This window comes from Promicromonospora sukumoe, from assembly GCF_014137995.1.
Classification (GTDB): Bacteria; Actinomycetota; Actinomycetes; order Actinomycetales; family Cellulomonadaceae; genus Promicromonospora; species Promicromonospora sukumoe.
In genome coordinates this window covers 1,907,375-1,926,772 of sequence record NZ_JACGWV010000001.1, presented here as the reverse complement: position 1 = coordinate 1,926,772, position 19,398 = coordinate 1,907,375, and the positions used below count along the sequence as shown (strand labels likewise).

The 19,398-nt window shown below is 67.9% G+C and carries 11 protein-coding genes; 4 read left to right on the top strand and 7 right to left on the bottom strand.

The window, feature by feature from the left end; all coding sequences use genetic code 11:
- The first annotated feature begins 86 nt into the window (after positions 1-86).
- Complete coding sequence (locus FHX71_RS08465; protein WP_182615292.1) at positions 87-695, top strand: TetR/AcrR family transcriptional regulator; 609 nt, start codon at positions 87-89, stop codon at positions 693-695.
- Between the two features lie 72 nt (positions 696-767).
- Here FHX71_RS08465 and FHX71_RS08460 read toward each other — a convergent pair whose 3' ends face one another.
- The 5 genes from FHX71_RS08460 to nhaA all read right to left on the bottom strand — a co-directional run bounded on the left by FHX71_RS08460 (position 768) and on the right by nhaA (position 5,746).
- Positions 768-2,135: a TrkH family potassium uptake protein gene (locus FHX71_RS08460; protein WP_182615290.1), complete on the bottom strand. Its 1,368-nt coding sequence runs from the start codon at positions 2,133-2,135 to the stop codon at positions 768-770.
- 147 nt (positions 2,136-2,282) lie between these two features.
- Positions 2,283-3,077, bottom strand: a complete 795-nt coding sequence (locus tag FHX71_RS08455; RefSeq protein WP_182615288.1) for an ABC transporter permease — start codon at positions 3,075-3,077, stop codon at positions 2,283-2,285.
- Positions 3,074-3,841, bottom strand: coding sequence for an ABC transporter ATP-binding protein (locus FHX71_RS08450; protein WP_182615286.1), 768 nt, complete (start codon positions 3,839-3,841; stop codon positions 3,074-3,076). The genes FHX71_RS08455 and FHX71_RS08450 overlap by 4 nt, the downstream gene beginning before the upstream one ends.
- The gene (locus FHX71_RS08445; protein WP_182615284.1) at positions 3,838-4,404 is read right to left on the bottom strand and encodes a TetR/AcrR family transcriptional regulator; all 567 of its coding nucleotides are present in this window, start codon (positions 4,402-4,404) and stop codon (positions 3,838-3,840) included. The genes FHX71_RS08450 and FHX71_RS08445 overlap by 4 nt, the downstream gene beginning before the upstream one ends.
- Before the next feature lie 55 nt (positions 4,405-4,459).
- On the bottom strand, positions 4,460-5,746 hold the full coding sequence (gene nhaA / locus FHX71_RS08440) for a Na+/H+ antiporter NhaA (protein ID WP_182615282.1): 1,287 nt from the start codon (positions 5,744-5,746) through the stop codon (positions 4,460-4,462).
- 250 nt (positions 5,747-5,996) lie between these two features.
- Here nhaA and FHX71_RS08435 point away from each other — a divergent pair, with 250 nt between their 5' ends.
- Positions 5,997-7,286, top strand: coding sequence for a glycosyltransferase (locus tag FHX71_RS08435; protein WP_182615280.1), 1,290 nt, complete (start codon positions 5,997-5,999; stop codon positions 7,284-7,286).
- Positions 7,287-8,887: 1,601 nt separating this feature from the next.
- Here the strand turns inward: FHX71_RS08435 and FHX71_RS08430 are convergent.
- Together FHX71_RS08430 and FHX71_RS08425 are read right to left on the bottom strand one after the other, a co-directional pair.
- The gene (locus FHX71_RS08430; RefSeq protein ID WP_182615278.1) at positions 8,888-9,163 is read right to left on the bottom strand and encodes a hypothetical protein; all 276 of its coding nucleotides are present in this window, start codon (positions 9,161-9,163) and stop codon (positions 8,888-8,890) included.
- A 337-nt stretch (positions 9,164-9,500) separates the two neighbouring features.
- A complete protein-coding gene (locus FHX71_RS08425; RefSeq protein WP_182615270.1) occupies positions 9,501-17,255 on the bottom strand; it encodes a glycohydrolase toxin TNT-related protein in 7,755 nt (2,584 codons plus the stop codon).
- 521 nt (positions 17,256-17,776) lie between these two features.
- Between FHX71_RS08425 and FHX71_RS08420 the strand changes: the two genes are divergently transcribed.
- Entirely contained in the window at positions 17,777-18,604 is an 828-nt protein-coding gene (locus FHX71_RS08420) for an alpha/beta hydrolase (RefSeq protein ID WP_182615269.1), read from the top strand.
- 351 nt (positions 18,605-18,955) lie between these two features.
- Positions 18,956-19,297, top strand: coding sequence for a hypothetical protein (locus FHX71_RS08415; protein ID WP_182615268.1), 342 nt, complete (start codon positions 18,956-18,958; stop codon positions 19,295-19,297).
- Positions 19,298-19,398 lie beyond the last annotated feature (101 nt).

The following is a 19,398-nucleotide window of genomic DNA, read 5'->3' as shown; positions in this document are numbered from 1 at the left end:
CATCCCTTGTCGTGTGATGGTTCTTGACCGGTCGGTCCACCATAGGCATGGTGGACCGACCGGTCAAGATTCGTTAGGTTGAGGGCATGGCGAGACCCCGACAGTTCGACGAGGAGGCAGTGCTGCGCGCGGTGTGCGACCAGTTCTGGGACGCGGGATACGCCGCGACCTCGCTGCAGGACCTCATGCGGGTCAGCGGCCTGGGCAAGGGCAGCATCTACGCCGCCTTCGGCGACAAGCACGAGCTGTTCCTCCGGGTGCTGCGCCGGTACGTGGCGTCGCTCGAGCGCACGCTGCGCCGGTCGGTCGACTTGACCCCGCGGGCGCTCGACGCACTGCGCTTCTTCGTGATGATGCCGGTCGGAGACCCCGAGGGCGTGGCCGCCCGACGTGGCTGCCTGCTCGCCAACAGCACCACAGAGCTGGCGTCCGCCGATCCCGTCGTCGCTGCCGAAGCGCGACAGGCGTACGAGGGCATGACGGCGGTGCTCGCCGACGGCGTGCGCAGCGCGCAGGCCCAGGGCGACCTGAGCCCCTCCGCCGACCCGGTCGGCACCGCCCGTGCACTCCTGGCAGCACAGCAAGGCCTGACCTTCATGGGACGCACCGGCATGGACGTCGGAACGCTGGCAGCGACTGCCCGTTCGCTCGCGGCCCAGCTCCTCCCCACCCCCGGAGACGGTCACAGGAGCTGAGTTCCGGCCGATCGCTCAGGCAAGCCTGCACACGAGGTGTGCCGTCCCCGAGCCCACGCGGCACGGGCAGCTTCAGCCGATGATCGGGGCGCTCTCCGGGAGCCGGTACAGGCGCCGGTGCGCCCGAAGTGCCAACGCGGTGCCCAGGGTGATCGGCCCGAGGCGCCCGATGAACATCAGGGCCACGAGCACGATCTGGTGGTACCAGGCGAGCTGCGCGGTGATGCCGGTGGACAGGCCGGTGGTGCTGAACGCCGAGGTCACCTCGAAGAGGATCTGGTCCACCGTGAACGGCGAGAGCGCGGTGATCCACAGCGTCGGCAGCACCACGATCGCCACCGAGAGCAGCGCCAGCGTGAGCGCCTGCCGCTGGGTGGCGACCGAGATACGGCGGTCGAAGACGGCCGCGTCGGGGTCGCCGCGCAGCTCGGACCAGATCACCACGGCCAGCACGGCGAACGTCGTGACCTTGATGCCGCCCGCGGTGCCTCCGGAACCGCCGCCGATGAACATCAGGATGACGGTCCCGAGCCAGGTCTCGGTATGCATCTCCCCGGTGTTCACCGAGTTGAACCCGGCAGTGCGCGCCTGAGCGGACTGGGTGAACGACGCCAAGATGCGACCGCCGGTGTCGAGGGTGCCCAGGGTCGCGGGGTTGTCCCACTCCGCCAGCAGGAAGAAGCCGGTACCTCCGACCAGGAGCAGCGCGGTCATGAGGAGCGTGATCTTGGTGTGCACGCTCCACCGGCGCGGACGATGGCGTTCGCGCAGCACCTCCAGGATCACCGGCAGGCCGAGCCCGCCGACGATCGTCGCGACACAGATCGGCACGCAGACCCAGGGGTCGGCCACGAAGTCGATCAGCGACAGGGAGAACAGGGCGAAGCCGGCGTTGTTGTAGGCGGACACGGCGTGGAAGACGCCCTGCCACAGGGCCTGGCCGAACGACTCGTCGTAGGCCACCGCGAACCGCACGGTCAGGACCAGCGCCACGACGGCCTCGACGGCCAGCGCGAGCACCACGACGCGCACCAGCAGCCGGCGCACGTCGCCGAGGCTCACCGCCCGGGTCGAGGCGGCCGCGACCAGCCGCGAGCTCAGGTCCAGGCGGCGCATGACCAGGACGCCGAGCAGGGACGCCACGGTCATCACCCCGAGGCCGCCGATCTGGATGAGCACCAGGATCACGGCCTGGCCGAACCCGGACCAGAACACCGGTGTGTCGGTGACGATCAGCCCGGTCACGCACACCGCCGAGGTGGCCGTGAACAGGGCCTCCATGAAGGTGGCGCTCTGACCGGCGGTCGAGATCGGCAGCAGGAGGAGCATCGTGCCCACCGCGATCGCACCGATGAACCCGGTGATCACGAGCTGGCCGGGACGACGGCGCAACGGTGCGCCGTGGCCCTCCTCGCGGCCCGCCGCGCTGCTGAACCGCATCTGGTCCTCGTTCGCCTTTCGCTCGCCCGGCGCCCGGTGGCGGGCACACGGCGCGCCTGTCGGGGCCCCGGGACCCTCGACGGTCACCGTAGCCCGTCGAGGAGGCAGGTGCGGTGCCGTGCCCGGGGCCCTTCAGCGGGCGGCGCCTCACACGTTCGTGAGCCGCCGCCATGCCTGGACGACGACCACCACGGCCAGCGGGCCGACCGCGGCGGCAAGGAGCAGGTGCGGAGGCCTGACGGCGGATGCCGCCGCGGAACCGCCCATCCCCGTCCACAGTGATGGGGCTGCGTAGGGGAACCAGGTTCCCCCGCCCAGGAGCACCACGATCTGGGTGAGTGCGACCATGCCGACCAGGGCGCCGACGGTGCCGAGCTGGCTGCGCGTCACGGTGGCGACCCAGGCGAACGGCAGGGCCAGGCCGCCTCCGAGGAGCCCCGCGAGCAGGGCGGTCCGCGCTCCGGCCCAAGCACCCGCGAAGGCCGCGCCCTGCGCGGTGGTGACGGCCGCCGAGACCGCGAGGGTCAGACCGACGGTCAGCAGCACGCACCCGGCGATCCAGGCCAGGGCGACCAGGCACTTGGCCAGAGCGACCACGCCCCGCGGAACGGCCAGCCCGAACAGCGCACCGGCGGTACCGCTCTCGAGCTCGCGCCCGAACGACCAGGCGACATAGAACCCGCCCGCGGCCAGTGCGGCGACGGACAGGACCTGGGCGCAGACCACCAGGTGGGTCGTGGCGGGGTCGCCGGTGGCGTAGTCGGCGAGCTTGGCAGCCGTCGGGCCGACAGCCTGCGGGGAACGCGCGAGCGCGACCACACCCATCGAACCGAGCGGCACCAGCACCACGAGGAGCGCCGTCGCCATGCGCGCGACGACGGAGCGGCGCAGCTTCAGCGTCTCGACGGCGAGGGCGGCGCGCAGCGCGGCGAGGCCGGTCATGAGTGGCTCCGAGGTTCGGCGATGCGCTCGACGCGTTCGGCGTCGGCGTCGGCGTCGGCGTCGAGCACCATGGCGAAGAACCGCTGCTCCAGGTCGGTGCCACCGGGTTCCAGGCGGCCGACATCGCGCCCGGCGTGCAGCACCACGATCTCGTCCGCGATCCGCGCGACCTCGTCCAGGTGATGGCTGGAGACGAGAACCCCGGCACCGTCGTCGGCCAGACCGCGCACCAGGGCACGCACGAGGACGACACCCTGCGGGTCCAGGGCGCTGGTGGGTTCGTCGAGCATCAGCGCGCCCGGCCGGTGCAGCGTCGCGCAGCCGATCCCGAGCCGCTGGCGGTTGCCCGCCGAGAGCGTCGCGGCGCGTGCGTGCCGCCACGGGTCCAGCCCGAGCCCGTCGACCGTCGCGTCCGCCGTCGCCGCGGCCGCGGGGCGGGCCAGGCCGTGCAGCCGGGCCGCGCAGCGCAGGTTCTCGGTGACGCTCAGCTCCGGATAGACCAGCGGGGCGTCGACCACGTGGCCGAAGCGCGCGGCCAGTGACCCGGACAGGTGAACCGGGTCGTGGCCCAGGACGCGGGCGGTGCCGTGTCCTGGGCGCAGCCGGCCGGCGAGCGCGCGCAGGGCGGTGGTCTTCCCTGCGCCGTTGAGGCCGATCAGGGCCACGACCCGCCCGGGGCGGACGATGAGCGTGAGCCGGTCGAGGGCGGGCCGGCCGCCGAAGGTGTGCGAGACGCCGTCGAGCATCAGGGCCGGAACCGTCATGACGGCGTTCCCGACGGGGCGAGCTGCGCCAGGGCGCGGCGGACGAGTTCGGCTAGCGTGACGTCGGCCGGGGCGGAACCCCACTCCAGCAGCGCCGCCGTGACGGCCGCGAGGCACACCGAGGCGGCGATGGTTGCCTCCAGCCGGTCGACGTCGTCGGCGAGCAGCCTTGCCGCGATCGCGTCCTGCGTGGCCTGCGTGCCCATCGCCACGGCGGCCCGCAGGGACGGCTCGCGCGCGACGAGCGCGACCCGGCGCCTGGCCGTGGCGTCCTCGGTGGGTGTGATGTCCCCGAGCGCGGCGAGCAGTCCGAGCCGCACCCGTTCCAGAGGTGGCAGCGTGGCTGGTTGCATGCCGACCGCCTCGGCGATGAGCGGGTCGTAGGGGTCGGTGACCAGCACCGCGTCCTTGGTCGGGAAGTGCCGGAAGAATGTCATCGGGGTGACGCCGGCGGCCTCGGCGATCTGGTTCACCGTGGTCGAGCCGTAACCCTGGCGCTCGAAGAGATCCAGTGCCGCGTCGAGGATGCGTGCCCGGGTGCGGAGCGTGCGAGGTGTGACCACCCTTGAATGTTAGTGACTAACATTCAAGGGTGGCAAGCACCGGCAGCGGCCTGCTTCAGTGGGTGTCGCGCGCCTCGTCACCGATGTGGTCGTGCACGTCGTCGTCGACGCCGTCGAGGTTCATGTCGGCGGCGCGGGCCTTGTGCGCGTCCCAGCGCAGCGAGACCGCACCGAGGATCGCGGCGAGCACGGACGCGCCGAGCACGGCGATCTTGGCGCCGTCGGCGTGCGCGGCGTCGCCGAACGAGAGCTCGCTGATCAGCAGCGACACCGTGAACCCGATGCCGGCCAGGAACCCGACGGGCAGCAAGTCGCGTACGCCGATCCCGGCCGGCAGGCGCAACGGTGTCAGGCGCGTGACCAGCGCGGTGGCACCCAGCACACCGGCGACCTTGCCCAGCACGAGGCCGGCAGCGATGGCCGCCACGACCGGCTGACCGAGCAGCGCACCGGCGCCGTCGCCGTCGAGCAGCGAGACCCCGGCGGCGAAGAAGGCGAACAACGGCAGCGCCAGCCCCTGGGAGACCGGGCGCATCAAGCCCTCGTAGGTGTGCGTGCGGGGCTCGACCTCGCCGTGCCGCGCGACGGCGGGCACCATGAAGCCCAGCAGCACACCCGCGATCGTGGCGTGCACGCCAGAGGAGTGCATCAGGGTCCACGCGACGAGCGCCACGGGCAGCAGCACGAACCAGCGCGGGGACCGCGACCGGACCTGCCACGCGAACAACGCCACGCAGGCCAGCGCGCCCAGCAGCGGCCACCAGCTGATCGTCTCGGTGTAGAACACGGCGATCACGATGATCGCCAGCAGGTCGTCCACCACGGCCAGGGTCAGCAAGAACGTCCGGATCGCGACCGGCAGGCCGCGCCCGAAGATCGCGAGCACCCCCAGGGCGAACGCGATGTCCGTGGCGGTCGGGATCGCCCACCCGTGCAACGCCGCCGGGTCACCCGCTGCGATCACCACGGCCACGTAGACCAGGGCGGGCACGGCCATGCCGCCCACCGCGGCGAGGATCGGGACCCCCGCCTCGCGCGGGCTGCGCAGGCTGCCGGCCACGAACTCGTGCTTGAGCTCGACCCCGACCACGAAGAAGAAGATCGCCAGAAGCCCGTCGGCCGCCCACGCGCTGAGCGACAGGTCGAGGTGCACGTGCCAGGGGCCGATATCAGCAGGGCCGACCACCGTCGCGGCCAGCGACTCGTACGCCTGCCGCCAGGGAGAGTTCGCCCAGAGCAACGCGACGAGCGCCGCGGCGATCAGGAGTGCCCCTCCCGTGGTCTCGCGGGAGGCCCAGGAACGCAGGCGGTGGACAGGAGAAAGGGAAAAGGTGCGGGGCACGAGGTCCTCTCGGGGACGAGCGGTCGTCTGGGAGAACCAGCCGTCGACTGGTCCACGCCGACCAGACTTCCCGGCACACCTTTACCGATATCTTACCCGATACAGGCCCCACCCCGAACGAATCGTGTTCCCCGTGGACAGTGCCGCCGGACCGAGGTGTATGGTCACCGCAGGTGTGCCGGGAAGCCTGGTCGGCGGCGCTGCCGCCCCGTCTCCGGGCGGCCCAGTGGTCCTCTCGGAGGAACTGCCGATGCACGCCCTGATCATGTCGTTCGGTACCCGCGGGGACATCCAGCCGTACGCCGCGCTCGCCGGTGCCCTCGCCCGGGCGGGCCACGACGTCACCCTCGCTGTGCCGGAGCCGTTCGCCGGTCTCGTGCCGTCCGGCGGCCCCGGCACCATCACCCACCACCCGGCCGGCACCACGATGCTGCGGCTGGTCCAGGACGTCATGCCGGAGCTGAGCGGACCGCGGGACGCGCTCCAGACCCTCGGCGTCATGACGTCCGCGATGCGTGAGCTGAACGCGGAGTGCTGGGCCGCCGCCCGAGCCGCCCGGCCCGACGTCGTGGTGCATCACCCCAAGACGCTGACCGGACCGCACATCGCCGAGGCCCTGGGCGTCCCGGGAGTGCTGTCCCTGCCACTGCCGTTGTTCACACCGACCCGCGAGTACGCCGTGCCACTGTTCGGCAGTCCTCGCCTCGGCGCGTGGGGTAACCGCGCGTCGTACGCGTTCAACCGGATGAGCGGAATCATGTACAGCCGGATGAACAACGACTTCCGCCGCGATCTCGGCCTGAGGCCGGTACGGCGCCTGGCCGACCCCCTGCGCAACCGCGACGGCAGCCCCGTCCACGTCCTGTACCCGTACAGCCGCCACGTCCTCCCGGTCCCCGCGGACTATCCCGCGTCCGCGCACGTGACCGGCTACTGGTTCCTGGACCAGGAGAACGGGACCACCTGGGAGCCTCCGGCCCGACTGCGTCAGTTCCTGGAGGCGGGAGACCCGCCGGTCTACGTCGGTTTCGGCTCGATGGGGTTCGGCAAGGGCGCCGACGAGCGGCGCGACGTCGTGGTGCGCGCGCTGCGGCACCACGGCCTGCGCGGGATCGTGGCCACCGGATGGGGCGGCATCACGCCAGTCGACGCCGACGCCGACGACATCCTGACCATCGAGGGCGCGCCCCACGACTGGCTCTTCGACCGGGTCAGCGCGGTGGTCCACCACGGCGGGGCCGGCTCGACCGCTGCCGGCCTGCGGGCAGGCAGACCGACACTCGTCGTGCCCTTCCTCGGCGACCAGCCGTTCTGGGGCGCACGCGTGCACACGACAGGGGCCGGACCCGCACCGCTCCCTCCACGCCGGCTCGCACAGGGCCTGGCCGAACGCCTCGGCGACCTCGTGGGAACCGCCGCCTACGCGGAGCGCGCCGCCGAGATCGGAACCGGTATCCGGTCGGAGGACGGGCTCGGCCGGGCGGTGCGGGTCCTGGAGCAGGTCACCGGAACCACGGAAGTCCCCGAGGCCGGTCGATGACGATCGTCGGCGGGTCGCTCAACGTCCTGGGCCGCGCCACAAAACAAAGAACGCCGAGACCTCTACGAGGTGCTCGGCGTTCGTCTACTCGGTAAACCCGCTGGTCACAGCGGGAAAAAAGTGTCCGGAGGGGGACTTGGCAGGTATCGTCACGCCCTTATCTACTTGCGAGGACGGCATGACCAGCGAGGTCGCGATGCGCCAGTCACAGCCCAGGCGGTCACGACCGCAGCTTCGACCGCGAAGCAGCAGAGGCCGCCGGGCCACTCGCTACGATGGCACTCAGCGACTTCGACAAGGTGTGGTGATAACGACCACGTAGGCCACGAGGCATCGGCCGGTGTACGTGTCGGGCGAGAAGCCTCAACGTTGACGTTGGACATCGTCCGCAACTCAGCTTGCCGTCATCGACCAAATTCCGACCAGGCCTTGGACACCGCCCGAATCTGCATCTTTGATCCGCCGGGTCATGTCCTGCGCGTATCTATCCCACGCAGCGGCTTGCTCTTCTGACGTACCAGCGAAGAGCCCATAATGCGCGGCCACGTTCCTAGCCGCCCCGGTGCATCTCGAGCACCATTCGCTCGCTATCACAGGGTCAGCCGACAGCGGCTCGCCGTAGAGGAACCATCCCCCGGGCCAGGACACCCCGTCCTGTCGCTCGTACTCGTAGTACTCACCTTGGTAGGCGCTGTTCCGGAGACACCCGTGCGGGCTGCCCCAGTGCTTCTTGGTGCCGCTGCTACCGACGACCGCAGCCGACGGCCGCGCCACGCAGTACCGGGTAGGACGTCCGAACGGGTCAGTCTCTATGAAGTGCATGGCCGACTGGCCGCCGCAGTCCATGCAGTCCGGTCGCGCAGCCAGGCTACGCCCGATACGTAGATCCTCGTCATTCGGGGACACACTCGGGTCTACGGCAGGCTCCCAGACGCCATAGATGCTGCTCCATCGGAGCCATCCGTGCTCCTCGGGCGACCACCGCAACCTGCCACCCAAGTGCCCGTGCAAAACAACGGCATAGAGACTGTCAAAGACGTTCAGATCCGGGTCGAGATCAGCAGACATGTCACCTTCATCGTGGCCGAACGGACAGGTAGCCACGCACTATCCTGGCTGACTCGTTGGCGAACGCCTAGGGGCAAGGCAATCGAGATGTCGTCGATCAGACGTTGAACTGTGCAAACCGGTCCTGATCTGGTGGCCTAGCCCCAGACGCGAGAGGCTGGACCTTCCCTGTGACTTGGGACCAATGGCAATTCAAAGTCGCCGGCCGAGTCGGCTGGCGCGACGAGGCTCCCCCGCGGGCTGATCGCCGATGTGCCCGGCAACTCCTGGGCACGTGCCCAGGAGTTGGCGCTGCCGCTCAGCTCGCTGGAAGGTACACGGGACACATTTCGCCGCTGACCTCGCAGCACCGGCCGCCCCGTCGCGACCCGCACGGTCCGAGCAGCGCTTGGCACGGTGAGGAGACTGACGATCAGGGGATCCCTTGTTAGGCGCCGTTTGGGATGCGGTCGGGAGGCTTTTGACGCCCTGGGCGCGCAGGACAAGACATGGCGCCCTTACGCACAGCCCCACAGCTACCGAGCTGGTCAACCTCATTCGTGAGGCGGTTTGATGACATTGGTCAGTTCGTAAAGGCGATCCGCCAGCGCACGGAGTTCGACGTTCGCCTGTCGCTCCATTTCAGGCGATGGACCGGAAAGGCGCATGTCCATCAGGCCGCCCATACCTAGGACGATCCGATGCAGGTCAGAAATCACCGATTTCCGCTCGAGCCCCCTGTCGCTCTCCAAGATTGCACGCCGACCCTCTAGCCATTCCACGGCGCGTGCGTCGTCGTAGCGGCCGAGCAGATCAATTAGCGATGACACGACAGCGACAATCTCCGAATCGCGGGCGGCACCATTACCCAAAAAAATCCAACTCGCTCATTGCAGCACCACCTTGATTGCAGATTGCTTGCCTACGAGCACAATTTCGCCTATACCCTGAACCCGCGCCTTAGAACTCGTAGCAGATATTCACACGCGTCACTTTCAGAAGTGAATTTTCTTTCCCTGGACCGCAGCCCCCTTTCCGAATAGTAGACGAACCAGGTTCCGTAGCTTTCACCGAGAACAAAGCTCTCGTCCCGGACATCACCGTCCAGCTCGTACGCGTCGTGCGGTATTCCTAGCTCGACGAGCAGACTACGAAGTTCGGACCTATTCACTTCACCTCCCGAAGAATCCCCTTGACGACAAGTTTGTCGACACTAGTGGGCAGTTCGTATTGAGTACCCAATCCGAGTTCACAAAAAGCGGGCGCAGCCTGCGATGACTGAACTTCAAACGGCTTCAAAACCTCGTAAGTTGTAAGTGGTTTCGATGACGATCCCGGAGGAAGCGCTCGCATCGCATACGGCGTCCCGGCCGGCGCAACGAACCTACCAAAAGGATGTCCGTATCGGTCGATCCGGGTGCCTGCGTAAAGGAACTCACGCGTGGTCTCGCCCAGCGCACCTCGGTTGGGTGGCCAGTACTCTGCCAGGCTCCTAGATTCTTCGCTGGCGCTGTCGGCGTCTGGCTCACACGCTGGCGAGCTCGTAGGAGGCTTGCTGCCGTCGGACCCCCCGGTGCCTGCCCCTTCTGGCTGGGGTGCGACCGGCGTCGGTGTGGTACCGGTTGCGTCGGACCCCGTGGCAGGTCCTGTAGAACCAGGCGCGCCCGGAGTGGCTGCTATCGCGGTGCACAGGCGTAAAGGAGCGTCCCATGGAGCACATCCGGTGGTCACCGTGGGAAGTGCCAGCATGCAGGACAGTAGGGTGCCGGACAGTCCGCACTGCCCGTCGTCTGCAGCCTGCGCGCTGGTCTTGACCTGTGCTGTTTGCGTCGGGGTGGTGTGGGAGGCGTCCACGCGGGTGGGGTCGACGACCTTGCCGAGCTGCTCCTTGATGACGTCGATCGTGTAGTGGCCGAGGAACGTCCGGACCCAGTCGTCCCAGTGCCCGTTGGACCAGATGTTCTGGGTGTATCGGTACTTGTCGGCCATCCAGGTGGTGGTGACCACCCGCATGCCGCCGACGTTGGAGAGCGTTACATCGCTGCTCTTGTTTTCCAGGTTGGTCCATGTCTTGACGTGGGTGATGGTCGGTGCCGGCGGGGGTGGCGGGTCGGCTTGTGGCGAGGTGACGCTGACCGAGCCGGTCTCGGTCCGGAGGTTTCCGCTGGTCGGAGTTCTGCCGGCACCCGGGGCAACGTGCGGTCGTCCTTGCGTGGTGGCCCAGTCGTAGAGCATGTAGGCGTCAGCGGCGAGGCTGATCCAGCCCAGTCCAGGGATGAGCTTGAGTCCGACGCGACCGGCGATCTTGGTGATTGCTCGCCCGGCGGGGCTGTTCAGGGCGCGTCCGGCGTTTCTGGCGTACTGGCCGGCGTCGCTGAGGTGATTGCCAGCGGACTTGGTGACGTTGTCGAGGTTCTTGTAGGCGTCGTCGACCATGTTGTCCAAGCCCGTGGACACGTCCCCGAACAAGTCAGGCAGCTTCAGGAAGCGACCTGTCGGGTCGAAGAACGTAGTCGGGTTCCCGCCTGCATAGGTGTATCGGTTGACGGCGTCGGTGGACGTCGGCGGGAGGCTGGTGCTGTCACGGGAGAGGAAGGTGCCCAGGGCTGGGTCGTACCAGCGGGCTCCCATGTTGACGGCGCCTGTGGCGGGGTTGGTCCAGTCGGACTGGAATCCGAACATGGACGCAGGGTGGGTGACGCTGCCAGGTGTGGCAGATCCGGTCCAGCGCTGGCCGAATGGGTCATAGCCGACCCGAGCCACGTGTTGTCCTGCCGCGCTACCTGAGAGTGCCAGGGCCCCGGTCATATCGGTGTGCGCGTCGGTCAGGGCAGTGCGTGTTGCGTAGGCGCCGGCAGCGGACGCGGTCGCGCTGGCAAGGATCTGTCCGTCTGCGTTGCGGGTAACGACCTCGCTCCGGGAGATGCCGCCGAGTCGGACGTTGGACACTGCGGCTGGGTCTGCGCTCAACCCGGCGTAGTCGAACGTTCCGCCTCCGATCGCTGCGTCCTGGGCATAAGCGAGCCGGCCGGTCGCGTCGTAGGAGTTGAACGTCGCTCCGGTTGCCGTGCTGTCGGTCGTGAGCTGGTCCAGGTGGTCGTATTCGAGCGCGCGGTCACCGATGTTGGTGATGTTGCCGCGGGGATCGACGTCGATCGGCGTGACGACCGGTTGTGCTCCGTCGGTCGTGGTGAGATCCACCAGCCGGTTGCGGTCGTCGTACTCCCATTCGCGTGCTGTTGTCCCGACCGTCTCGGCCAAGCGGTTGCCGGCGTCGTCCCAGTCATAGGTGTGTTCGGGATCTTGCCCTGTGGTTCCGTCGGCGGCGCGTGGTGCGAAGGTCGTGAGTCGGTTGGCCAGGTCGTAGGCGTATTCGCCGCCGAATGAGATGCCCTCGGACGATCGTTTGGAGGCGACGTTGCCGTTGGCGTCGTACTCGTAGCTGATGGTGTGGACGACATCGTGAAGGCTGTTGCTGGTGGTGATGTCCCTGGTGCGGCCGTACTGGTCGTAGGCCCAGTCGGTCCGCATCCCACCGGGTAGCCCGCGTAGCTGGAGGTCACCGGTCGCGTCGGCGTAGTGCGAGGTCCACGCCTGGGTGCCACGTGTGGACTGGTTCGTCGTACGGGTCACATCGCCGGCGTCGTCGCGCTCGTAGGTCGTTGTTCCGATCGCCGTGTTGCTAGCGGCGTCGCTGGTGAGCAGGCCGTCCGCGTCGTATCCGAAGCGATGGCTGGAGCCACCCGGTCCCTCTGACTCGGTCAGGCGGCCTAGGTCGTCCCACGCGAGCGCGACCTTCCCTGTCGGGCCGTTCGTCGCTTCGGCCAGGCGGCTTTCGAGGTCATAGGCGAACTGCGCGTCCTCATCTCCGTACGGGCCGCCCGCCTCCAGGCTCCGTACCCGGCTGAGCGCGTCGTACGCCGTCGTGACGACTACCCCGCCCGGCTTCGTCAGGGAGACAGGGTTGCCGCCGGCGTCGTAGGTCGTGGTCCAGGACCGGTCCGTCAATGCCGGATCACGCGGGGTCGGCGGTTCGATGACCTTCTCGGGCAGGCCCCACGAGTTGTACGTGGTCCAGGTGTCGTTGCCTTCGCCGTTGCGGATCCGGACCGGGTTGTCCGCGATGTCGTAGCCGACCTCGACGTCGATTTCTTCGGTGCTGGAGATCGGCTGGCTGATCTTCGTCGTCCGCCCGGCGGGATCGACCGTCGAGGTCGTGGTTGTCCCGCGGGGGTCGGTCACGGCGACGAGGTTGCTGGCTTCGTCGTACTCGAACGCCGTGGTCAACCGGCCACCGCTGGAGCCGACCTGTGTGCTTGAGGTGCGCCGCCCGGCAAGGTCGTAGACGTGCTCGACTCCCCGGTCGGCACCGTCGGTCGTGCTGGTGACCCGGCCGGCCAGGTCGTAGGTGTACCGGACAGGTTCGGTACGTCCGGGGTTGTGGACGGCGGTGATCTCGCCGGCCGCGTTGTGCTCGTACCGCGTGGTCCGGCCCTGCGGGGAGGTCGTCGCCGTCAGGTTGCCCACGGCGTCGTAGGCGTAGCTCGTGATGTGGTTGGTGGTGGGTGAGTCCGGGTCAGACGAATCGGTCCGCACGGCGACGGTCTGGGCAACCATCCGGCCCAGGGCGTCGTAGCCGAAGCTAGTCCTGACGCCTGATGGACTGGTCGTGCTGGTGAGCTGGTTCGCGACGTCGTAGGTGTAGGTCGTCGTAGGGCGTTGACCGTCGACCACAGGGCCTTGCTCGCGCACAAGGTTGCCTGACACGTCGTAGGCGTAGTCGGTGACCCCGCCGCGCGGGTCTGTCATCCGGGCCAGGTCGCCGGCAGGGTTGTACTCGTACCGGGTGACCGGCTCAATCGTTTCTCCGCCAGGTGTCTGGTAGGCGGGCTGGTGCTCGGCGGCGACGCGGCCGGCGGTGTCGTATTCGTAGCGCGTGGTCTGCCCGTTGGCGGCTTGCACAAGGCTGACCTGCCCGAACGGGTCGTGAGCGATCGTGTCCTGGCTGCGGCGCGTCGACTGCGTGAAGGCGGTGTATGCCCCCGAACCGGTCGTGGAGGTGGGGGTGTCGACGGTGACTTCGAACCCGGTGGTCTCGACGACACGGCCATGCGGGTCGGCAAACGCGTGAGACGTGTACTTCGCGGCCTGGGTCGGGTTGGCGACACCACGCGGGTCGACCACACGGACCGCGTTTCCCCAGACGTCCCGCTCGTACTGCGTGGTCAGCGCCGTGTCGTCATCCAGCCAGGCGTGGTCCGCGACGACGTACCCGGCCGCATTCAGGTCCTGGGTGTGACGTTCGGTGCGCGTGCCATCGGTGAGCTCGGTGCCGATTTCGCGGCCTGCTGCGTCTCGCTTGGTCGTGACCATTCGGTCCAGGCCGCCCGGGTCCAGGGTCGTGGACACCAGGCGTGACATCGCGTCGTACTCGTACTCGGTGGTGCGCTGCCCGCCGACGGTCTCGCGGATCACGTTGCCCGCACCGTCGTACTCGCGGTCCCACAACGTCACGGGCTGGTCTTCACCGTCGATCACCACGCTGGGGCGCAGCGCCGTGGTCGGGTACCCGTCACCGGTGTAGCCGTGGAACGTCCCGCCGAGCGTGTACTCGTAGTAGGTCGGCCGCTGCAGGGCATCCAGCTCTGACGACAGCTGCCCGGCGAGGTTGTAGGAGTAGCGCGCGATTTCCACCCGTGATGTCTGACCAGGCGGCCCCACGTCAGCCCGCACCACGCTCAGGCGCCCACGGATGTCGTAGCTGTACAGGGTGCGTCGGCCACGAGCGTCGGTCGTCGATGCGACCTGGTCGGGGTTGGACGCCGAGTAGGTGTACACCGTCACCCCGCCGCCGGAGTCCGTAACCTCGGACAGGCGCCCCTGGGGTGTGTACTCGTACTGGCTAGCCCGCGGTGGCAACACGTCGGTGTCCCAGTCGATGATCCCGGTGTGCGGGTTGAATGCCACCGCGCGTTCGGTCACGCCGGTGACGAGGCCGTCGGCGTCGTACTCGCGGTCCACGACCCGCACGCCCTGCTCATCCAAATCGCCCAGCCATGGATAGGTGTAGCCCTCGAGCTCGCGGGTCACCCGACCCAGCCGGTCACGGGTATAGGTGATCTCCGCTTCACCGTTGACCACTTCCCGGATCATGTATCCGGCGGCGTCGTAGTCTCGTCCGACCCTTCCGCCGCCGGCTTCCCGGGTCCAGGTCAGGTCCCCGGCTTCGTTGTACCCGTACGAGGTCGTACCGGCCGCGGTCGTCTCGGTGCGCAGCAGGCCAGCGGGCATCTTCTTCCCGGCGGTCTGGCTGCCGCCTGAGGTAACCGCGGTCTCAGTTCCCGTGGTGTACGTGTAGGAACGTTGCTCCCCGTCGGGAACGCCCGGGACGGTGGGCGCGTCCACCGCGATCAGCCGGCCCACGGAGTCGTAGGTGTACTGGTCGACGAACTCGCTACCCGGAACCGTTTGGCCGGCCTGGGTGGGTGTCACCGTCGCCCCGGTCAAACGTGGCGGCCCATCTGGGTCCTGATCGGTAGGCCGGTAGTAGCTCTGGCTGGTGACCTGGGTGCTGGGGTCTCGATACGCGTACGACGTGGTCAGGTTGCCCCAGCCGCCGTACCCGTACTCGACGATGTTGTTTTCTTCGTCGATGATCGCGCTCAGCCGGCCCGTCGTGGCGCTGTACAGCCAGCGCCGCGGGTTGCCCGTGCCCGACCCTGTTCCGTCTGGTCGGTTGGCCTTGACCCGTACCCTTCCCTGGACGTCGAACTCGAGCGTGTCGTAGGTGTCGAAGCAGTACTCCGCACTGCTCCGGATCTCGCGGGACGTGCAGTACATCGCCGTCACGCCGTTGAACGAGTTGTAGGCGTCGCGGTAATAGCCCTCGAACCCGGACAGCGGCCTCAGGAGTCGGAGTTTGCGGTTGGCCGAGCCAGGCTCGGACACCACGACCGAACGCTGCTGGAAGCTGGACGGCACCGTCTGCCACGAGCCGCTGGACGCCAGGCCACGAAGTGCTCGCCCTGCCGCGGTCGTCCCGGAGAAGACCGCCGATCCCCCGGTCGGTGTGCCCTGATGGGTGTAGACGGTGTTCCCGCCCTCGGCATCGTTGACGCGGTACAGCCGGTTGCACACGTAGAAGTACTCCCACGTCGCCGGAGCCTGGCCCTCACCCCGATCGACGCTCAGCGAGGACACGTACGGCTGAGTCGGGCGAACCGAAGCACCACAGTCCTGATACGCCGTATCCCACTCCACGTCGATCGACCGGCGTGAGGGCCACTGCGTGATCGACGAGACCAGGCCGTCCGCATAGGACAACCGCCACGACCCTGCCCCCTCGACCCGCACCTCTTCCAACCGCCCGGAGAACCAGTCGTACACCAACAGCTCCCCGGTGGACTGTTCGACCCGTATCTCCAGCGCCACGGTGTCCTCGACCACCTCAGTAGCCGAGCCATACACCGGGTTGGTCGCCCACTGTCCGTCAGCATCCTGGCCGAAGATCTCTTGCCGCCCGTCCGGGTAGGTGACCGTCATCGTCTCTGCGACTTCGTCACGGACCACCCGCGCGTCGAACAGCGACAGCCACCCACGACCAAAAGCACCTTCGGTACCCACCGCGCCCGAGGAGAACGTACGCTCCACCGCCAACGGCATCGCGCCACCGGGCAGCTGCGCGTCCGTCTCACGGTGCAGAAAGACCCCGTACGGCAGAACCACCCCGAAGACGTCCGCCAAGCCCAGACCGTTGCCGACCCGCCGCCAGTCGTCCGCCACCGGAACAACGACCGTGAACGACTGTGGAGTGCTCAGCCCGCTGGTCGTGGCGTGTCCGTCCCTGACCTGGACACCCCAGTAGTACTGGAGGTTCCACTGCAGATACGGCGTCTGCCACCGCGCCTGAGAAATCCATTGCGACGTCGAACAGCCGGTCGTCAAGGCCGCGTTGCGACAGACCTTGAACTGGTACTCCATCCCGCCCGCGGGCCACGCATCGGGGTCGGTCCCCCGCACGGTCAGGAACGGCGTACGTGTGGTGACCGTGCCCGGACTCGCCGGAGACCGGTAGGTGAACGACGGTGGCTGGTTGACCACCGTCAGCTCGAAGGTCGTGGCGCACGACCCTCGATCGGTCAACCAGCCCACACCCGGCACCCAGATGTCCCACGTCAACGACCATGTCGCCGGTGCGAGACGACGAACTGCCGCGTCGAACTCGACCCACCCACCGTTCGCCCCCACCGCGAGCGGCACGGAGGTCTCTGGGTAGTTACCCGGTACGAGATTCCCGCTGCTGTCCCACACTTGATAGCCGACACGCGCACCGGTGGGCCACGACTGCGTCCCGTAGTTCGTCACCCGCACGCGATAAGAACCATCACGGTTGTTCCACACCGGGCTGACCATCTGCTGGATTGCGACCCTGCCCTCGTACGGAACCCCGGGGATCGGCGCACAGTCGGCCGCGACCGCGGCGGCATCTGACGGCTCCGAACTCACCGGTGCTGGCGCAGCCGAAGCCCCGCCACCGTCCATGGCACCTCGGGTAGGACCGGCGCCGACGGGAGCCGTGGTGGACTTCGCGGAGGCGGGCGAGACGAGCTTGATGGTTCCGCTCTCGGCATTACGACCGGCCACGGGATCTGACGGTGCCGCCAGGTCCAGCTCGGTCATCCGGGCGCTCGCCCGTACGGCTTCGACGCCAGTGACCTGCTTGATGTCAGGCGCGGCGACCGGCTTGGCACGCACCCGGTCATCGGTAAGGCTGTCATCGACGGCAATGATCTGCTCCGCGATCTGCTTCTCCGCCTTCGCCAACGCCTTGCCCGCCTTCGACTCCTGTGGCGGACGCTCGGGCTCACGTGGTTCAGGAAGCTCTCGCTGGCTCTTCGGCTCCTGGTACACCGAGTCCGGCATCTCATTGACCGGTTCCGTAGACGCGGGACCAGACGTGGACGCATCCGCGGACGCGACCGCCGCAGGGATCAACAGGCCACCGACCAGGGAGGAAGCCGCCAGTGCGGCAACCAACCAAACGCGAGCACCGTGCATCACGACCACCCCTCGTACACCCAGGCGCCCACACAGGTAGGTCCCAGCCGGCTGTCTCAGTAGTCCCAGCATCCGAACAGGCCTCAGGCCGGCACAAGACGCTAGGTAGGCGCTTCACCCGGTCATAACGGAACATTTCGCTGACAGGACATCTCGGCATCCCCGACGCGTCACCTTGTTCACCCGCGCTTCGGATCGTGGCCGCAGCGTCACCACCTGGTCGATTGCGACCAGGTGCACCGAGCCGACGGCGGCTGCGACACGAGGGGCTAGCCGTGCGATAGCGCCGTTGCGTCGCTGTTGTGTCACGTCAGGGCGACCTGCACGGTAGGAAGGTGCAAGGCGACGAAACCGCGCCGACACATCTCACCGAACAGGAGACCGTCATGAGCGAGACGAATACCGCCAAGCCACCCATCGTGCTGATCCACGGGCTCTGGATGACCGCCCGCAGCTGGGACGACTGGGCCACCTACTACCGGGCAAAGGGGCACGAGGTCGTGGTGCCGTCGTACCCCGGCTTCGAGGTCGAGGTCGAGGTCCTGCGCGAGAGCCCCGACGTCATCGCCACCGTGAGCGTGCCGGACACCCTGAACCACCTCACCGCCGTGATCGAGGGCCTGGACAGCCCGCCGATCATCATGGCTCACTCGTTCGGCGGCACCCTCACCCAGGTCCTGGTCAACCAAGGGCTGGGCGCTGCCGCCGTACTGATCGACTCGGCACCGCCGGAAGGCGTACGCGTCAACCCGCCCTCCCAGATCAAGTCGCTGTTCCCGGTCCTGGCCAACCCGGCCAACCGGCACAGGGCAGTGGGCTACACGAAAGAGCAGTTCCACTACGTGTTCGCGAACACACTCAGCCGGGAGGAGTCCGACGCCGCGTTCGACCGCTTCCACATCCCCGCACCCGGGAACTGGGTCTGGGCCTACGGCCTGATCGCCAACTTCAAGCCCGGCCACCAGGAGACCTGGGTCGACTACGACCTCGACGAGCGCGCCCCGCTGCTGTTCATCACGGGCGGCGAGGACCACCTGATGCCACCCGCGGTGCAGTACTCGAACGCCAAGAAGTACCGCCACTCCTCAGCGCTCACCGAGACGTACGACTTCCCCGACCGCCCGCACCTCACCTGCGCCGCGCCCGGGTGGGAAGAGGTCGCCGACCACGCGCTCGAGTGGGCCGTGCGTCACGCACGAACCCAATCCAAGTAAACCGAACCAAGCCGGGCTGTCCGACAGCACTGGCCAGATCTGAAGGCGGACGCCGTGCCGCAGATTCCGGTGGAATCAACGATGTCCACGGCCGGACACCATCCCCGGCCATCTGGCCCCCTGCAATGACAGAACACGTCCACAAGCAGCGGCAGGTAGCGAACTGCTATCCGCCACGATGGGTTCTACCGCAATCCACCGAACGTGCACGTGTCCTGACGTCAGGACTAACGAGTGGCGGGCAGCGTGGGACTCCTGGCAGAGGAACGCAGCCTGCGGTAGCGCTAGCGTTGTCGGCGTGCAACATGTCCGCGAGAAGCAGTCCGTGTCGACGCGGAAGGGAAGTCAGACATGCGACTGATCATGACAGTCCGGGACTGGCTGAGAGTCGACGCAACGATGGACAACGTGCACTGGTCGGCGAATCAACGGGGCCAGCGCGAGGAAACATCTGCCGCGGCCGCGGTACGGCAGGCAGGATGGGACCAGGTCGCGACTCACGGTCCCGAGAACGGCGGCTGGCCCGTGTACGACCGCACGACGCAAGTCGAACTCTCCGCCGATCAGTGGCGATTCGTCGTCAAGTCACTCGAGAGCTGGATCCCGGACAACGACGGGGACACCGCGGAGGCACGTCACACCCTCCAAGTCATCGTGTTGATCAACTCTGCTCTATCAAACATCGCGAACTAGCGTCCCGATCTCCTGGCCTGCTCCGGTCATGCCTGCGGTGCGTCCTGGCGGAGCTGCAGCGCCATAGACCCGAACGAGATTCCAAATTTCTGGCCGGAGTT